Source organism: Streptomyces daliensis (assembly GCF_054782395.1).
On sequence record NZ_BAAGSO010000043.1, the window covers coordinates 61,941 to 77,217 of the forward strand.

At 72.6% G+C, this 15,277-nt stretch carries 12 protein-coding genes; 6 read left to right on the forward strand and 6 right to left on the reverse strand.

All coding sequences use genetic code 11. The features are described 5' to 3' along the window. The first annotated feature begins 216 nt into the window (after positions 1-216). From ACYVOO_RS09360 to ACYVOO_RS09370, 3 genes are all read left to right on the forward strand, one after another. The gene (locus ACYVOO_RS09360) at positions 217-3,150 is read left to right on the forward strand and encodes an AfsR/SARP family transcriptional regulator (protein WP_461015164.1); all 2,934 of its coding nucleotides are present in this window, start codon (positions 217-219) and stop codon (positions 3,148-3,150) included. A gap of 156 nt (positions 3,151-3,306) precedes the next feature. Further along, positions 3,307-3,849: a hypothetical protein gene (locus ACYVOO_RS09365; RefSeq protein WP_461015165.1), complete on the forward strand. Its 543-nt coding sequence runs from the start codon at positions 3,307-3,309 to the stop codon at positions 3,847-3,849. A 97-nt stretch (positions 3,850-3,946) separates the two neighbouring features. Continuing rightward, on the forward strand, positions 3,947-5,356 hold the full coding sequence (locus tag ACYVOO_RS09370; RefSeq protein WP_461015166.1) for a hypothetical protein: 1,410 nt from the start codon (positions 3,947-3,949) through the stop codon (positions 5,354-5,356). A 74-nt stretch (positions 5,357-5,430) separates the two neighbouring features. Here ACYVOO_RS09370 and ACYVOO_RS09375 read toward each other — a convergent pair whose 3' ends face one another. The 6 genes from ACYVOO_RS09375 to ACYVOO_RS09400 all read right to left on the reverse strand — a co-directional run bounded on the left by ACYVOO_RS09375 (position 5,431) and on the right by ACYVOO_RS09400 (position 11,377). After that, positions 5,431-6,927 carry an ATP/GTP-binding protein gene (locus tag ACYVOO_RS09375; RefSeq protein ID WP_461015167.1) on the reverse strand — a complete coding sequence of 499 codons (1,497 nt, stop codon included), beginning with the start codon at positions 6,925-6,927 and terminating at the stop codon, positions 5,431-5,433. Positions 6,928-6,973: 46 nt separating this feature from the next. Further along, on the reverse strand, positions 6,974-8,470 hold the full coding sequence (locus ACYVOO_RS09380; protein ID WP_461015168.1) for an SCO6880 family protein: 1,497 nt from the start codon (positions 8,468-8,470) through the stop codon (positions 6,974-6,976). After that, entirely contained in the window at positions 8,460-9,728 is a 1,269-nt protein-coding gene (locus ACYVOO_RS09385; RefSeq protein ID WP_461015169.1) for a hypothetical protein, read from the reverse strand. Before ACYVOO_RS09385 ends, ACYVOO_RS09380 begins: the two co-directional genes overlap by 11 nt. Further along, positions 9,728-10,510: a hypothetical protein gene (locus tag ACYVOO_RS09390; RefSeq protein ID WP_461015170.1), complete on the reverse strand. Its 783-nt coding sequence runs from the start codon at positions 10,508-10,510 to the stop codon at positions 9,728-9,730. Before ACYVOO_RS09390 ends, ACYVOO_RS09385 begins: the two co-directional genes overlap by 1 nt. A 110-nt stretch (positions 10,511-10,620) precedes the next feature. Then, positions 10,621-10,941: a hypothetical protein gene (locus tag ACYVOO_RS09395; RefSeq protein ID WP_461015171.1), complete on the reverse strand. Its 321-nt coding sequence runs from the start codon at positions 10,939-10,941 to the stop codon at positions 10,621-10,623. Between the two features lie 46 nt (positions 10,942-10,987). After that, positions 10,988-11,377: a DUF6668 family protein gene (locus ACYVOO_RS09400; RefSeq protein WP_461015172.1), complete on the reverse strand. Its 390-nt coding sequence runs from the start codon at positions 11,375-11,377 to the stop codon at positions 10,988-10,990. A gap of 373 nt (positions 11,378-11,750) precedes the next feature. On the opposite strand from ACYVOO_RS09400, the gene ACYVOO_RS09405 reads away from it, so the two are divergent. From ACYVOO_RS09405 to ACYVOO_RS09415, 3 genes are all read left to right on the forward strand, one after another. Beyond that, a complete protein-coding gene (locus tag ACYVOO_RS09405; protein WP_461015173.1) occupies positions 11,751-12,803 on the forward strand; it encodes an NlpC/P60 family protein in 1,053 nt (350 codons plus the stop codon). After that, positions 12,800-13,501, forward strand: a complete 702-nt coding sequence (locus tag ACYVOO_RS09410) for a hypothetical protein (RefSeq protein ID WP_461015174.1) — start codon at positions 12,800-12,802, stop codon at positions 13,499-13,501. Before ACYVOO_RS09405 ends, ACYVOO_RS09410 begins: the two co-directional genes overlap by 4 nt. A 112-nt stretch (positions 13,502-13,613) precedes the next feature. Beyond that, on the forward strand, positions 13,614-15,254 hold the full coding sequence (locus ACYVOO_RS09415) for a hypothetical protein (RefSeq protein ID WP_461015175.1): 1,641 nt from the start codon (positions 13,614-13,616) through the stop codon (positions 15,252-15,254). The last annotated feature ends 23 nt before the right edge of the window (positions 15,255-15,277 follow it).

Here is a 15,277-nt window from a genome sequence, read left to right on the forward strand (position 1 = left end):
CTGCACACAATTCACCGTCAATTTTCCTGAACAGGCCCACATGTCAGCACGAGCCCCCCATACATCAGCACAAGCTCCACTCATATCTGTCATCGGTACCGGTGCCACATGGCACTCCCGTCCGCGTCACCGCGCCGGGAGTCTGGAGCGCATGAACGTCCTCGTCGTGAACACCCCTGCCGTGCATGTCCCCGCCATGAATGCCCTGGTGGCCCCGTGAGTGCGGGCTACGAGGAGTCCCTGCGCTTCGCGGTGCTGGGACGGGTCAGGGCGTGGCACGGTGACACCGAACTGGACCTGGGCTCACCGCAGCAGCGGGTGGTGCTGGCCGCCCTGTTACTGCGTCGGGGACGCCCCGTCACGGTCGCCGAACTCGTCGACGCCGTGTGGGGAGACGAACCACCGACCGCCGCCGTGTCCGTGCTGCGGACATACGTGTCACGGCTGCGCAAGGTGCTCAAACCCGAACGCCAGGCCGCGGAAGCCCCACAGGTGGTGGTCTCGGTCGCGGACGGATATCTCGTCCGGGTGCCCGAGAACTCCCTGGATCTGCGGGTCTTCGAGCGGCGCGTCGCCGAGGCGAAGAAGCTGCGCACCGCGGGCGAGCTGCACGCTGCCGCGAAGCTGCTGCACGCCGCGCTCGACGGGTGGGAGGGGACACCCCTGGCCGGACTCCCGGGCCCGCTGGCCGAGGCGGAGCGCTCCCGGCTCGTCGAGGAGCGGCTGACGACGCTGGAGACCTGCCTGGAGGTGGACGTCCAGCTCGGGCGGCACAACGAGGTGATCGCCACGCTGACGGCGCTCACCGGCGAGCACCCGCTGCGGGAGCGGCTGTGCCAGCTCCTCATGCTCGCGCTGTACCGCTCGGGACGGCAGGCGGAGGCGCTGGCCGCCTACCGCAGGACGCGGGGCACGCTGGTGGCCGAGCTGGGCATCGAGCCCGGCACGTCGCTGCGCGAGCTGCACGACCGCATCCTGGCCGCCGACGCGTCGCTGGAGCCGTCGGCGCCGGAGAAGGAGTCCTACCGCCTGGCCCCGGCCACCCGGCAGGCCGCCCGCCCCGCACAGCTCCCCGCCGACCTCCACACGTTCACGGGGCGGCAGGCCGAGCTGAAGCAGGTCGAGGAGCTGTCGTCAGGCGGCGGTACGGGACCGGCACCCATGGTGATCGGCGCGATCGGCGGCATGGCGGGCATCGGCAAGACGACGCTGGCCGTGCACTGGGCACACCGGGTCGCCGACCGCTACCCCGACGGGCAGCTCTACATCAACCTGCGGGGCTTCGACCCGACGGGTTCGACGGTCACGCCCGCGGAGGCCATCCGCAACTTCCTCGACGCGTTCGGCGTCCCGCCGCAGCGCATACCCGCTTCCCTCGACGCGCAGGCGGCCCTGTACCGCAGCATGCTCGCCGAGCGGCGCGTCCTGATCCTGCTGGACAACGCCCGCGACACCGAGCAGGTCCGGCCCCTGCTGCCCGGGACACCGAGCTGCCTGGTCATCGTCACCAGCCGCAGTCAGCTCACCGGGCTGATAGCCAACGACGGGGCCTATCCGCTGACACTGAGTCCGCTGAAGCACTCCGAGGCGCACGGCTTCCTGGTGCGCCGCGTCGGCGCCGCACGGCTGGCCGCCGAACCCCAGGCGGCCAAGGAGATCATCGCGCGGTGCGCGCGGCTGCCGCTGGCCCTCGCCGTCGTCGCGGCGCGTGCCGCCACGCACCCCGGCTTCCCGCTCCACGCGGTGGCCAAGGAACTGCGCGACAGCCAGGACAGTCTCGACGCGCTCGCGGGCGGCGACCCCACGACGGACGTGCGGACCGTCTTCTCCTGGTCCTACGAGGCACTGTCCGTCCCCGCGGCCAGGCTGTTCCGCCTGCTGGGCCTCCACTCTGGGCCCGACATCTCGGCGCACGCCGCCGCGGCCCTCGCCGGGCTGCCGCTCCGCGAGACCAGGAGCCTGCTCGTCGAGATCACCCGCGTCCATCTGCTCACCGAGCACGCGCCGGGCCGCTACTCCCTGCACGACCTCCTGCGTGTCTACGCCGCCGAACGCGTCGAGACCGAGGAGACACCGCAGGAGCGGGCCCGTGCCGTGGAGCGGCTGCTGTGCTGGTACCAGCACACCGTGGACGCCGCCTACCCCCATCTCACCCCGCGCCGCCGCCGGATACCCCTGCAACCCCTGCCAGAGGGCTGCAACCCTTTGGCGTTCACCATGCGCGACCAGGCGCTGACGTGGTGCGAGACGGAACGCGCCAACCTCGTCGCAGCCGTGCATCAGGCAGCCGCGTATCAGCGGCCGGACATCGCGTGGCGGCTCACCGCCGCCATGTGGGGGTTCTTCTACCTGCGCAGCCACCTGCACGACTGGTTCGAGACCGCCCGGGTGTCCCTCGCCGGTGCCCGCGAGGCCGACGACCGCACGGGTGAGTCGTGGAGCCTGAGCGACATGGCCGCCGCGCTGACGGCGATGCGCAGGTTCGACGAGGCCATCGTCCATCTGCGGCAGGCGATGATGCTGTGCCAGCGGCTCGGGGACACCACCGGCAGGTCCCAGGCCGTGGGCAACCTGGGCAACCTGCACATGCAGGTCGGACGCCTCGACAAGGCCGTCGAGTACACGCGCCGTTCGCTGGCCCTCGACCGCGCTTCCGGCAACGCCTGGGGCGAGGGCATAGCCCTGGCCAACCTGGGGGACGCCTGTCAGCGGCTCGGCAGGTTCGACGAGGCCAACGACTACCTGGAGCAGGGCCTGGGCGTCCTGCACGCCACCGGCAACCGCTGGGTCGAGGGTGTCACCCTCGACATCCTCGGCACCGTCCAGCACCGGCTGGGCCGCCACGACGACGCGATCCAGCGCTACCACCAGGCGCTGGAGACACACCGGGACGTCGGCAACCGCTGGGGCGAGGGACACACCCTCGGCCACCTCGGCGACATCCACCTGGCGACGGGCAGACCGGCGGAGGCCCGCGCCCGGTGGCGCGAAGCGCTCGCCGTCTTCGAGGAGTTCGACCACCCCGACGCCAAGGAGATCCGGGAGAAGCTGCGCCGCCTTGAGGAGGGTGCGCGGGGCACGGAGCACACGAGGCCGGGGGCCGACCCCGCCGACGTGGGGGTGCGCCCGGCGGACACCAGCACGACGTGAGCATGACCACGGTCGGCCGCGGGGGTGAACCACCGGCTCCGCGGGACCGTGGTTGCTCACGCGAAGGTCGCACGGGGCCAGAAAGTCTCGGCCCGCGCGCGATGGTTGTGCGGGCCGGGGGCCACCGGAGAGCACAAGGGAAGAGGAACACCGCAGATGTACGAGGAGTCCCACGGGGAACCGCACCTGACCGTCGACCAGGTGGCCGTGGCCGAGATGAACAGCCTGCTCAGCGCGGAGGAGTTCATGTGGGAGCGGCTCAGGGAGGCCCGGGACGCGTACGCGAGGGCCGAGGCGGCGGACAAGGACGCCACGGGCCTCTTCAAGCGGGGCATGATGGGCCGGGACCAGCAGCAGGAGTACCACCACGCCGCCGTCGCGGCCCTGGAGCGACAACAGGACGCCGCCAGGCACTTCGCGGAGGCCCGTGACCGGCTCGCGAGCAGGACCGGTGCTTCGACGGAGCGGGGGACACGGGAGCAGTCCTCGCCGCTCCCGCGCCCCGAAGGGCAGTTCACCCCCCGGCTCCAGTCCCAGCCCGCGTCGCAGGCGCACGGCTCGGCCGCCCGGGAGACCCAGCCACCCGCGCCCACGGTGACGGTGGTGGCTCCGGCCCCGGCGCCCGCACCCGCGCCGGTGTCCTCCGGCTCCCCCTACGGGAAGAGCAGCGGCCGCGGCCGTAAGCGCCGCAGGAAGTGAGCGGTGCTGAGCGGCGAGCGGTGAGCTGACTGAACCGTTCCCCTCCGGGGCCCGTTGTTCCCGGCGTCAGCACCCCCGACCATGAAGGAGGGGCTCCATGGCCGACACTGACCCGCCTCGGCAGGCCGGAACCGGACCGAGCACGCCCGCCCCGGACGCGGTGAACAACGAGGCCAGGCGGCTGGCGCTGAACCTGATCAGGGAGGAGCTGCGGGAGACCTCCCGCAGGCAGGCGCTCCTGAACCTGGTGAGGCGCGCGGCACAGTGGATCGGGCGACGCCTGAACCCGGGCCGCTCGACGCCGCAGGACTTCGCCGCTCAGTACGCGCCAGCGGCCTCCCCCTCGGGGCCCGACTACGGCGGCCCGCAGCAGTGGCCCGGGGCCGGGGGGTGGGAGCAGGAACGCTCCATGCAGTCCTTCCAGCCCGGGCCCGGGGCGTACGGTCCCGGGCCCGGGACCGGCGGGTTCGCGCAGGGGCCGCCGGCGCAGCAGTTCGGCCAGCAATTCGGGCAACAGCCCGGACAGGGCGGGTTTCCCGCACCGGGCCAGGAAATGCCGGACCCGCGGCAACGGGAGCTGGAGCAAGCCGTCAGGGCTCAGTTGGCCGAGCTGCTCAGGACCGATTACAAGGCGGCGGCCGACAAGGGGCGGTTGCCGCGCGCACAGGCGCTGGTCGCCACCCCGATGAGCGAGGTGCCCGTTCACTCGCCTCAGCGGGAAAATCTCCAGGAGGCCCTGCTGGGAGTGCGGCAGGGAACGATGGCCGACGCCCGTGACCGTGCCAGCCGTCCGGCCACGCCCGTCGCCGTGCCCGACGCCACGGCGTCGCTCTCGACCGGTGAGCGCCAGCAGACCCCGCTCGCCCCCACAGCCCAGCAACAGGCCCCGCCCGCCCCCACGCAGCAGCGGGCCGATGCGGTCTCCTCGGTCTCGTACCCGTCGATTCCCCGGCAAGAGGCACCGAGCGGGCCACAACCGAGCGGCGCGGTGCCCCCGCCGCAGAACGCGACGACCGAGCAGGCGGAGAACTGGTACCGGACGGCCCCCTCCGAGCCGTCGCGCTTCGAGCGCCCGGCGCAGCAGTCGGCCACGTACACGGGCAATGACCAGCACTTGAGCGCCGCCACGGCGTCGAACCAGGCGCGCGAGGCATACCAGACGACGGCGGAGCGGACCAGCGTCACGTCGGCCCAGCCGATGGGTCCTCGCCCGGAAGTGAGCGATGCCTTGGCGGCGGAGAGCGCGCGGCAGCAGCAGAGGTCGGCGTTGGAGACGCCCGCTGTGTCCCCGAACACGGCGAACCCCGTGAACCCCGCGGCGCCCCGGTCCGCGTCCCCGCCGCCCCAGTCCCTGCTCAGCCACGAGGGGCAGCGGCTCCTCGCCACGACGACGCCTGTCGCGCCCACCCACGCGGCGAACTCGTCCTCCACGCCGCCGCCCACGACGGTGCAGGTGCGGGTTGCCGCCAAGACGGCGGGCAGGGGGCCTGGCGGTCCCGGTAAGTAGCGACAGCCACTCACAGCAATGGGCCCGCGGCTTCCCGCCGCGGGCCCGTCCTCTGTGCGCGTCGTGTCCGCCGCCTACTTGTTCCACCTCTTGTTGGTGTTGTTGACCCGCGTCTCCGCCGCCGTCAGATCCACGCGCAGCGGGATGCCGGGGCGGCTGCCGACCTTGATGAGGAAGTTGCCGAGCCCTGGCGGGTCGGCGCGGCGGCCGTTGGCGGCGTCCCAGGCCGGCGGGGTGGACCAGTCCGTCAGCAGCCGCTTCTCTGCCTCCGTCAGCTCCACGACCTGGCTGAGCTGGGGCATCTCGGCGGGCGGCAGGCCCGCGCAGACGACCATGCCCGCGCGTTCCACGAAGCCCTTCGCCTTGGTGCGGTCCTCCTCGGCAGGGAGCGCCATGAGGTCGTCGATGCTGTGGGTGATCATGGCGAGGCCGACGCCGCGCTGACGGTCCAGACGGGTCAGCGCGTTGACGCGGTCCACCAGACCACGGCCCGCCTGGAGGACGCGCCACAGCTCGTCCATGACGAGGAAGTAGTTGCGCTGCGGCTCCAGCCCCGCGTCCGCGAGCGCGTGCGCCGCTGAGACCGCGCCGAAGCCGTACGACCAGCACGACAGCAGCGCCGCCGCCTGGAGCAGGACCTCGCTGTCGTCGATGCCGCTGACGTCGAAGCAGACCGGACGGTCCAGCTTCATCGGCTCCGTCGTCGGGCTGGCGAAGGTGCCGCCGAGGCGGCCGTCGCCGAGCAGCGCGGTCAGCGACGCCTCCAGGTTCTCCGTGACGTCGCGGTAGCGGTTGATGTCGCCCCGGTCCAGGGCCACGGCGCGTACGCTCTCCGGGGCGTCCTTGATGACCTGCACCAGGTCGCCGAGCACCGGTACGCGGTTCTGGCCCGAAGTACCCGAGGAGTGGCGGTCGTCCAGGACGTTCAGGGCCGCCGACAGGATTGTCTCCTCGCGGTCCGTCGGCGGTCCCGAGCGCAGGATCGTCACCAGTGCCGAGACCATGTGCAGGCGGCGGCCGTGTATCTCCGCGAGGAGCCTGTTGCGGGCCTCGCCGGTGAGCCGCGACGCGGCGTGGAGCGACTCGCCCGGGTCCAGGACGTTGAGGTTGCCGCGGCCCCGGCCCAGGCTGATGACCTGGCCGCCGATGGCCCTGATCAGGTCCACGTAGTCGGGCTTGAGGTCGCCGAAGATCAGCGGGTGGACGCCGTAGCCGGAGAGGCCGAGTGCCATGCGCCGGACGACCGTCGACTTGCCGAGCCCTGGGCGGCCGAGCACGAACATCGACGGGTTGGCGAGCAGGCCCGTGCGCATGAACCACGAGACCGGGTCGCAGCAGACCGTCGCCCCTGACTCCAGGTCACGGCCGAGCGGCACCCCGACCATCGGGGTGCCGGACCCGGCGCCGAACGGCCACAGGCCGCACACCTGGACGGAGGTGCCGCGCCACTCGGGCGCGGGGTCGACGTAGCCGACCATGCCGCCGCCGGGACCCGGCCAGCCACGGGACGTGGGGCGGGGCTGGCGGGGCTGCCTGGGCTGTTTCGTCTTCGTCTTCGTCGAGCGTGCCATCAGGTTCTGGTTCTCCTCTTTCCTCGTGCGCGGGCAGCCGACGCCGTCACATCACGTCGCGCACGGTCTGCGGCAGGGCGGTGTGCAGCGGCAGCACCAGGCCCAGCGGCAGCGCCGCGGCGAACGCCGCCGCCTGGGAGCCGTAGACGGGCCGCACCGCGATGCGCGCTGCGGGCGCGAGGTTGTCCACGGCGGCTGCGGCCTCCGGCAGCTCCGCCTGGGAGTTGACGGTCGCGGTGATCAGCAGGCCGAACCGGATCACGCCGTGGCCCTGTGCCTGCTCCTCGGTGGTCCTGCGCGCTGCGGTGACCTCCGCGTCGTCGCGTGCCTGGCCGATCTGCGACTGCTGGGCGCTGAACAGCGCGTTCTTGTAGTCCTGCTGGACGACCCTGGCGCCCTCGGCCGGGGTGTGCGGGCGGTACAGGAGCGTGACGCGCTTGCGCGCGATGTCGCGGTTGGGCTGCACCAGGTTGGTCAGGACGTTGGAGAACACCTCGCCCTGCGGGGCCTCCGTCATGGCCCACGTCATGCTGAACGCGCCGTCGTGCCGGTAGTGGTCCCACGCCTCGCGCGCCGCCATCGGCCCGGCCTGGTTCCACGTCAGCCCGGTGCCGCCGGTGGCACGGGCCTCCTCGACCAGGGGCGCGACGGTGGGGTCGTAGGCGACACGTATCGCCTCGGTGAGTTCGGTCGCCGTCATCGGCACGGCCGTGCCCGCACCCGTCATGGACAGCCCGGCGGTCAGTCCTGGCAGCCGGGTGCCGATGTGCAGCGCCATGTCCTCCGCGCTGCGGCGGGAGGCGCCGGGGCGGGCGGCGCCGGAGTACGTCAGCGCGATCCGGGTGGCGATCTGCGCCGAGCCCGAGGGGTAGGAGGCCAGCACCTCGTCCAGCATCGCCGTGGCCAGTTCGGGCGCGTCGGGCGCCGAGTTGGCCGAGACCTCGTGCTGGAGCCGCACCCCGGTGTCGGGCGCGGTCTCCACCGTCACGCTCGCGGCGACGAGGTCGGGCTCGGCGCCCAGCGCCGACAGCCACTGGCCCCAGTGCGCCACCCAGCTGTCGACCTGCCGCTCCTCGACGAGCGCCGCGCCGTCCGCGTCGCAGGAGATGACCACGGTGTGGTGGCCCGTCGACGGGATCGTGATCATGGCGAACGGGCGGGAGTAGCCGTCCTGCGCCTCCGTGAGCGTCGACCCGGCCGCCAGGCCCGGCAGTTCGCAGGTGCCGCGTCCGCTCCTGCCCATCGGCCCCGAGCGGTACTCGTGGCTGCCGGAAGCGGTGGTGCGCCGCCACGCCAGACGGACCGCGCCGCGCTGCATCAGCGTCCGCCCGTGCCGGTCCTTGAGCGCCAGCGGGCCCATGATCACGGCGAGCCCTACGGCGATGCCCAGCGCGGCCCAGAGGGAGATCAGCGTGGCCAGGACCACGGCGATCAGCCCGGCGAACAGCAGGAGCGTCACGCCCAGGGACAGGCCGCGCAGCCCCGAGGTGCGGGGCCTGCGGAAGTTGCCGTACGTGCGGGGGGAGAGGGTTTCAGTAGCCACGGGGCTTCTCCTGCTGATGGTCGTCGGGGTACTGACGGTCCGGCACCGTTACCGGGGCCTGGCCCGTCGTCGCGTCCCGTTCCTCTGACTGTGTCTCGGCGCCGTTGTCCTGCGCCTCGGGCCGGGCTGTGGTCGGGGCCGTGGCGGGCCCGGCCGGTTTTCCGTGCGCCCTGTCGCTGCCCTTGGCGGTTCGCGCGGCGCCCGTCTGCAACCCGCTGGGGTCCGGCACCACGGCGGCGCCCGCCACCGAGCGGCCGGTGCCGAGGCTGCGCAGGTGCGGGACGGGCAGTGCTCCGGTGGCCGCGCCCGACGATCCGTCGGAGCCGCCGGAGGAGCGCCCCGAGCGGCCTCCGCCGGACACCGCCGCCTGGACGACGGGCGCGGCGAACCGCATCAGCGCGGGCAGCGTCGCGCAGGCCAGGACGATCAGGACGACCCCGGAGACCATAGAGACGACCTCGTTGTCCTGCTTCTGCCCGCTGATCGAGAACGCGGCGGCGTACACGACGGCCGCCGCCGGTTTGTAGAGCACGAAGGCGAGCAGCCAGCCCACGGACCTGCGGAACCAGATCCGGCCAGCGGGGGCCGAACTCGCCGCCGCGGCGAGGGGGAGTGTGCCGGTGAGGATCACCAGCATGGCCATCCGCACGATCATCAGGGCGATCTGCGCCACGGTGCCGATGACCACCAGCATGGCCATGATCAGGACGAGGAACGAGGAGTCCGTGCCGCCCAGGGCCAGCATGGCCGAGGTGCGCTTCTCGAACTCGTCCACGCACTGCGCGACGGGTTCCCCGGCCGCGCTGATCTGCTGGCAGCCGGTGGACCTGTCGATGATCCACACGCTGAACTTGTCCCCGGCCGAGGTCAGCAGGCCGACCGTGGCGACCCCGGCGGAGGAGACCACCACCAGGTTGAGCAGCCCCTGGAGGGCCTGCTTGGCCGAGTCGCCGCGGCGCTGCCAGGCCAGATGCCCGGCGGCGAACAGCAGGCACAGCACGGCGGTGAACGAGGTGACCCACAGCGTGGAGTCCTGGAGGAACGCCACGGGGCCGCCGTTGTCGGCCAGTTCGGGGCGGCCCAGGCTCATCCAGGAGCTGCCCAGCGCCTTGACGGTCGTGGCCGCCGCTTCAGCGGCGCTCTCGGCGATGTCGTCGAACCCGCTGTCGCCGAGGTCCTTCGGGGACGCGCCGGAGCCGTCCCCGACGCAGTATCCGCCGACGGAGGGGGCGACCCATCCGAAGTCACAGCCCGCCATCAGACACCTCCCCATTCGGTGTATCCGGCCAGCGAACCGACCTGGGTGGGCGCGGCGGGGTCAGCCGGATACTCCAGCTTCCAGTCGCCGTTCTGCCACAGCATCGTGGTGGTGGCGGCCTGCATGCGGCCGTCGGGGAACCGCCACACGGTCTGGATCACCGCGGTGCTGGAGTTGTACGTGACGAACTTGAACCCGGCGATCTGCCCGTGGGCACCACCGCCCTGCTCCGTGGTCGCGCTCTTCCGCTCCGACTTGGTCCGCTCCGCGATGTAGGCGTCGCGGCCCGCGCCGACGGTCTGCGCCGTGGCCACCTTCCGCCAGTCGTCGGCGGCGAGATAGCGCACGCTGATCTGGCTGCTGGCCAGCAGGGCGCCGACGGGGGTGTGCGCGTAGCAGCGTGCGACGTTACGGCCGGCCAGCGCCGGTCCCGACGCCTTGGAGGAGGGGAGCGCCACCGCGTCGTACAGCGACCAGGTGACGCGGCGGGGCGCCGAGGTGGGCACGTCCTGCTGCTTGTCGGCCAGTTCGGGGCACGTCCCGCCACCGCTTCCGCCGCTGCCGGACGAGGACCGGTCCGGGTCCGCCGCGGGGTCGGCGGACGACCGGGCCGACGTGGCGCCCTCGTCCTTCGCCGGCGCGGTGGGCGGGTCGGAGGTGAGGACGACCGCTCCTCCGATGACGGTCACGAAGCCGATGAACGCGGCGGCGAGTACGAAGCCGGAGCGCAGCCACGGGCTGCGCGGCTCGTCGGCCGCCGCGCGGGTGCCGGGGTCTGCCATGTTCTTTCCCCATCCTCACGGGTGGTCGGGTGCTGGTGGGCCGGAGTGCTGATCGGTCTGCTCCGTGTTCCTGTACGGGCGTTCCTGGACGTTCTGTGGGGGCGGTCTTTCTAGACGAGCGCGGCGACGATGCCCGAGGCGGAGCCGACGAGCAGGCACGCGCCGAGGACGAAGCCGAGCCCTCTCGCGTGTTCCCGGCCGCCGCCGCGGGAGTGGTCGACCGCCATGCGGGCCGCGACGGCGAAGATGCCCGCGACGCACAGGGCGGTGACGGTCCACGCCACCCACTTGAGGACCTTCAGCAGGTCCTCGGCTCCGGGCGGCGCCTCCCCTCCGCCGACGTCGGGTACGCCCGAGGGCTGCGGGGCTGCCACGACCATGTGGGCCGCGTTCGGTGTGACGTCCATGACGGCCGCCAGCAGACTGGACAACTCGTTTCCTTTCCAGGCGGTGAGCCGGATCGCGGGTGGGGCGTATCTACAGGGGGCGGGTGAGCCGGGTCAGGTCACGTGCCAGGGCCGTGCACTCCTTGGGCAGATGCGGCTCGCCGAGCCGCCACTGCTCCACCCAGGGGACCTCCCACAGCCGGGGCACGGCGCCCGAGACCAGCCGCACCCGGTCGCGCAGGAGCCGAGGGCGCTTGCCCGGAGCGTCCGCGACGACGACCAGGCCCAGCAGCTCGACCCCGGTGACCATGCGCGAGGCCCACTGCTGCGCGGCGTGCTGCGCTGCTTCGAGACCGTGTGCCGTGGAGCGGGCGACCAGGACGACCGACTGGGACGTCGCGGCCATGGGCCAGGCGCGGTTGGCGTCCCGGCCGCCGGACACGGCGCGCTCCAGCGAGCTGACGCCCGCGCCTCCGTGCACGCCCAGCCACCACCAGCCGTGCGCTTCGCCCGCGTGGGGCTGTGCGACGGGCAGGGCCTGCTCGGGCCGCGGGACTCCGGCACCCTGGGGCGCCGCCGGTCCTGTGAGTCCTTCCGGCGCACTCTGAACCGATCCGTGAGGTTTCCCGTTGGTGCCCCCCGGAGGGTCCGACTGCGGCAACCAGGGATTCACAACCGGCACATCCCCCGCCAAGACATCTCCTTCGACCGCTGATACGACGAGCCGATAGTACACATAAACCCGCAACAGGCAATAAATTGCCTGTTCTTCGATTACTTCGCATAAAGGCCAATTCACCCATGCCAATTCACAGAGTTTTTTTGGGGTGTTCAGATGACATGGGGCGTTCCGGATGAACGGCCGTCCCGGTCGGGCGGGATCGACGGCGCTGATCGTGGGAGGCGTCGGCCTGGGGCTGCTCGCCTCCGTGGTCGGGCTGTCGGTGGTGGGGGCCGTCGAGGAACAGGACGACACGGCCTCGGTGGGTTTCGCCAAGGACCTCAAGGCGGGACACGTACCCGCTGACTACGCGGCGTGGATCCAGCGTGCCGGTGAACTCTGCGACGAGGTGAGCGCGCCGCTGGTCGCGGCGCAGATCGCCGCCGAGTCCGGCTGGAATCCCGAAGCGGAGAGCCCCGTCGGCGCCCAGGGCCTGAGCCAGTTCATGCCCGGAACCTGGAAGACCTGGGGCGTGGACGCGGCGGGCAAGGACGGCAGCGACGAACCGGACGGCGAGGCCGACCCGTTCACACCCGGCGACGCGATCATGACCCAGGCCCGCTACGACTGCTGGCTCGCGGACAAGATCGGACGCATGGGCGTGGAGGGGGACATCACCCGCCTGCTGCTCGCCGCCTACAACGCGGGCCCCGGAGCGGTCCAGGAGTACGGGGGCGTGCCTCCGTACCCCGAGACGCAGGGCTATGTGACGCGGATCGTCGGCTCGATGCCCAAGTACACCGAGGGCGACCCGGTCGACGCCGACAGCCCGTTCGGCGACCGCGTCGTGGCCGGTGCCCGCAAGTGGCTCGGCACCCCCTACTCGTGGGGCGGCGGCGGACCCGAGGGCCCGGGGCGCGGGTTCGCGCAGGGCGCGAACACGGTGGGGTTCGACTGCTCCAGCCTCGTCCAGTACGCGGTGTACTACGCCAGCGGCGGCGACGTCCTGCCGCCGCGCGTCACCCAGCTCCAGGCCAACGCGGGAGAGGCGGTTTCCCGCGACGACATGCGGCCTGGCGACGCGATCCTGTTCAAGCTCAATGGAGGCAGTTACGACCACGTCGGCATTTACATCGGTGACGGGCAGTTCATCCACGCGCCCAAGACCGGTGACGTCGTCAAGATCGCTGATCTCGACGAATCGTATTACGCGAGCAAGCCCCAGAAAGTGAGGCGCTTCGGATGACTTCCTCCTCCGCGCGCAGCGGCGCCGTGGTGGCGGCGACGGTGCTCACCGTCCTGCTCACCGTGAGCGGCTGCGGTTCCGGCGAGGGCGGGGAGGACGCGCGCACGGCGCCGTCGTCCCCCGCCACCTCCCCGTCCGCCACCGGCACAGGGCCTTACCCGACACCGGCCGAGGCTGAGGCCGACGCGTCGGCCTCAGCCTCCGCTTCCGACTCGGCCCCGGCGTCCCCGGGTGCCGGGGCCACGGGTGAGCCCAAGGGAGGAACGGTCCGCCCCGAGGACGTGAAGGGAACCGACGCCGACGCGGTGAGCCGCGGCGCCCTCAAGTCGCTGTGGACGTTCGACACGGCCATCGACAGCGGGCCCAGGGACGCCGAGCTGCGGACGGCCGAGGCGGGCTGGCTGACGGACAAGTACGCGGACAAGCTGCGCGCTGACCGGCCGCAGTCGGTGCCCGGAGCGCAGTGGCAGGAGTGGGACAAGCACCGCGCCTACACCAAGGTCGGTCTGGAGCAGACGGAGGACGCGGCGAAGCCCGCCGACGCCGACGGCGAGGCATGGCGCCAGTGGACCGTCACCACCACGCCGACGGGGCGCGACCAGTGGTCGGGCGACCCCCTTGTCGTCACGGCGTACGTACAGCTCACCCGCACCGCGGACGGCAAGCCCTGGCGGGTCGCCGACGTCACCGTCGCCTAGGCGTCACCATCGCTCAGGCGGCGTCCGGTGACCGGTGTCCCGCTTCGGCAGGCGACACTTGTCGTACGGACACGACCGACCGCACCCGTCCCACAGCCCGGAGAACTCCTTCATGCCTTCGAACGCCGAATCCATGGATGTCCCCACCTGGCCGGTCTACGACCTCATCGTGCACGAGGACGGACGGATCGTCGCGTCGGGCCCGCAGATGCCCACGACCGGGCACTCCACCCGCGCCGACGCGCTGAACGCGGTGGCCGGGACCGCGGTCAGGCTCGGCCGCCCCGTGCGGGCCAGGGCCACCGAGCCGGACGGCGCGGTGTGGCCGCTGATCATCGCGCCGGACGGCTCGGTGCGCGAGGCACCGGACGGAGCGACGCCCGCCCCGGCGCAGAAGGCCCAGAAGGCACGCAAGGCACGGCAAGTCCAGGAGGCGCCGACGACGCCGAAGAAGCGGTCGTTCGGGCTGCGCCGCCAGGCGAAGGAGAAGCGCGGGGCGGGAACGGCCGCGCCGGGCCCGGTGGCCCCCGCCTCCGCGACGGGACAGCCCGGGCAGCCCGGACAGCCGGGCCAGGGCGGGCAGTTGGTGGGATCGGACTACGCGGGGCCGCTGGCGCAGGTGACGGAACATCTGCGCGTCGGCCAGTACGCCGAGGCCGTCAAACTCGCCACCGAACTGGACGACAGGGCGGCGGGCGTCCTCGGGGTCTCGCACCCCGACGTGCTGCACATCCGCGAGAAGCGGGCCGAGGCGGCGGCCCGCACCGGGGACGCGTTCGGCAGCATCCAGCTGTACCGCGACGTGGCCGAGCGCTGGCACTACCGGGGCGAGGGCGCGATGGCAGAGGATGTGGCGAGGCGCGCGGAAGAGCTGTGGAGGCAGATGCCGCAGGGGGACGAGGCGCTGTCCGCCGGGCTCGTCGTCGTCAGGATGCGCAATCAGATGCCGGGGCAGTCGGGCGACGCGCTCACCGCCGTACTGGCAGACCGTGTGCGGCTGCTCCAGGCACACGCGGGGGCGTCCGAGAACATGCAGATGGCGCCCCAACAGCCCGTGGCCGCCGCCCCCTCGCACTCGCACCCCGTGGCCCAGCAGCCGGTCGCGGCCGAAGTCCCCGCGCAGCAGCCTGTGGTGGCCGCTCCGGTGCAGTATGCGGCGCCCGCTCTCGCACGGCCGGTCGCGGCTGAGGTTGCTGCGCAGCCGGTGGCGGCAGAGGTTGCCGCACAGCCCGTTGCTGCCGAGATTCCCGTACAGCCGGTATCGGCGGCCGAGGTTCCCGTGCGGCCTGTGGTGGCTGAGGCCCACGCGCGGCCGGTGATGGCCGCTCCCGTGCAGTATGCGGTGCCCGTCCTCGCGCAGCCGGCCGGGGCCGAGATCGCCGCGCGGCTCCTGGCGGCCGAAGTCCCCGCGCGCACGGCGGCGGAACACACGCCCGAGCCGCGGTCAGTGGCGGGTGCCGGTGCCCCCGAACAGCCTGTGGCTGTCAGTTACCCGCACCCGGTAGCGGCCGGTGCCGCGGTACGACCCGCGGCGGAACACACTCCCGCGGCACACCCGGTGACGGACACGTCCGCACCTGCCGCGGCCAACAATGTCGCGCACTCCGCGGGGGAGCACGCGCCCGCACAGCCCGCGACGCCCAACGGCACCGCACAGCCTGTGGCGGACACCACCGCTCCCCAGCAACCCCGTCCCGCGATGAGGCACCGGGCCTGGGAACGGGCCGCTTCACCCGTCCGGAGCGCGGGCTGAGCCCGGCCGGTCTGCGGCGGTGT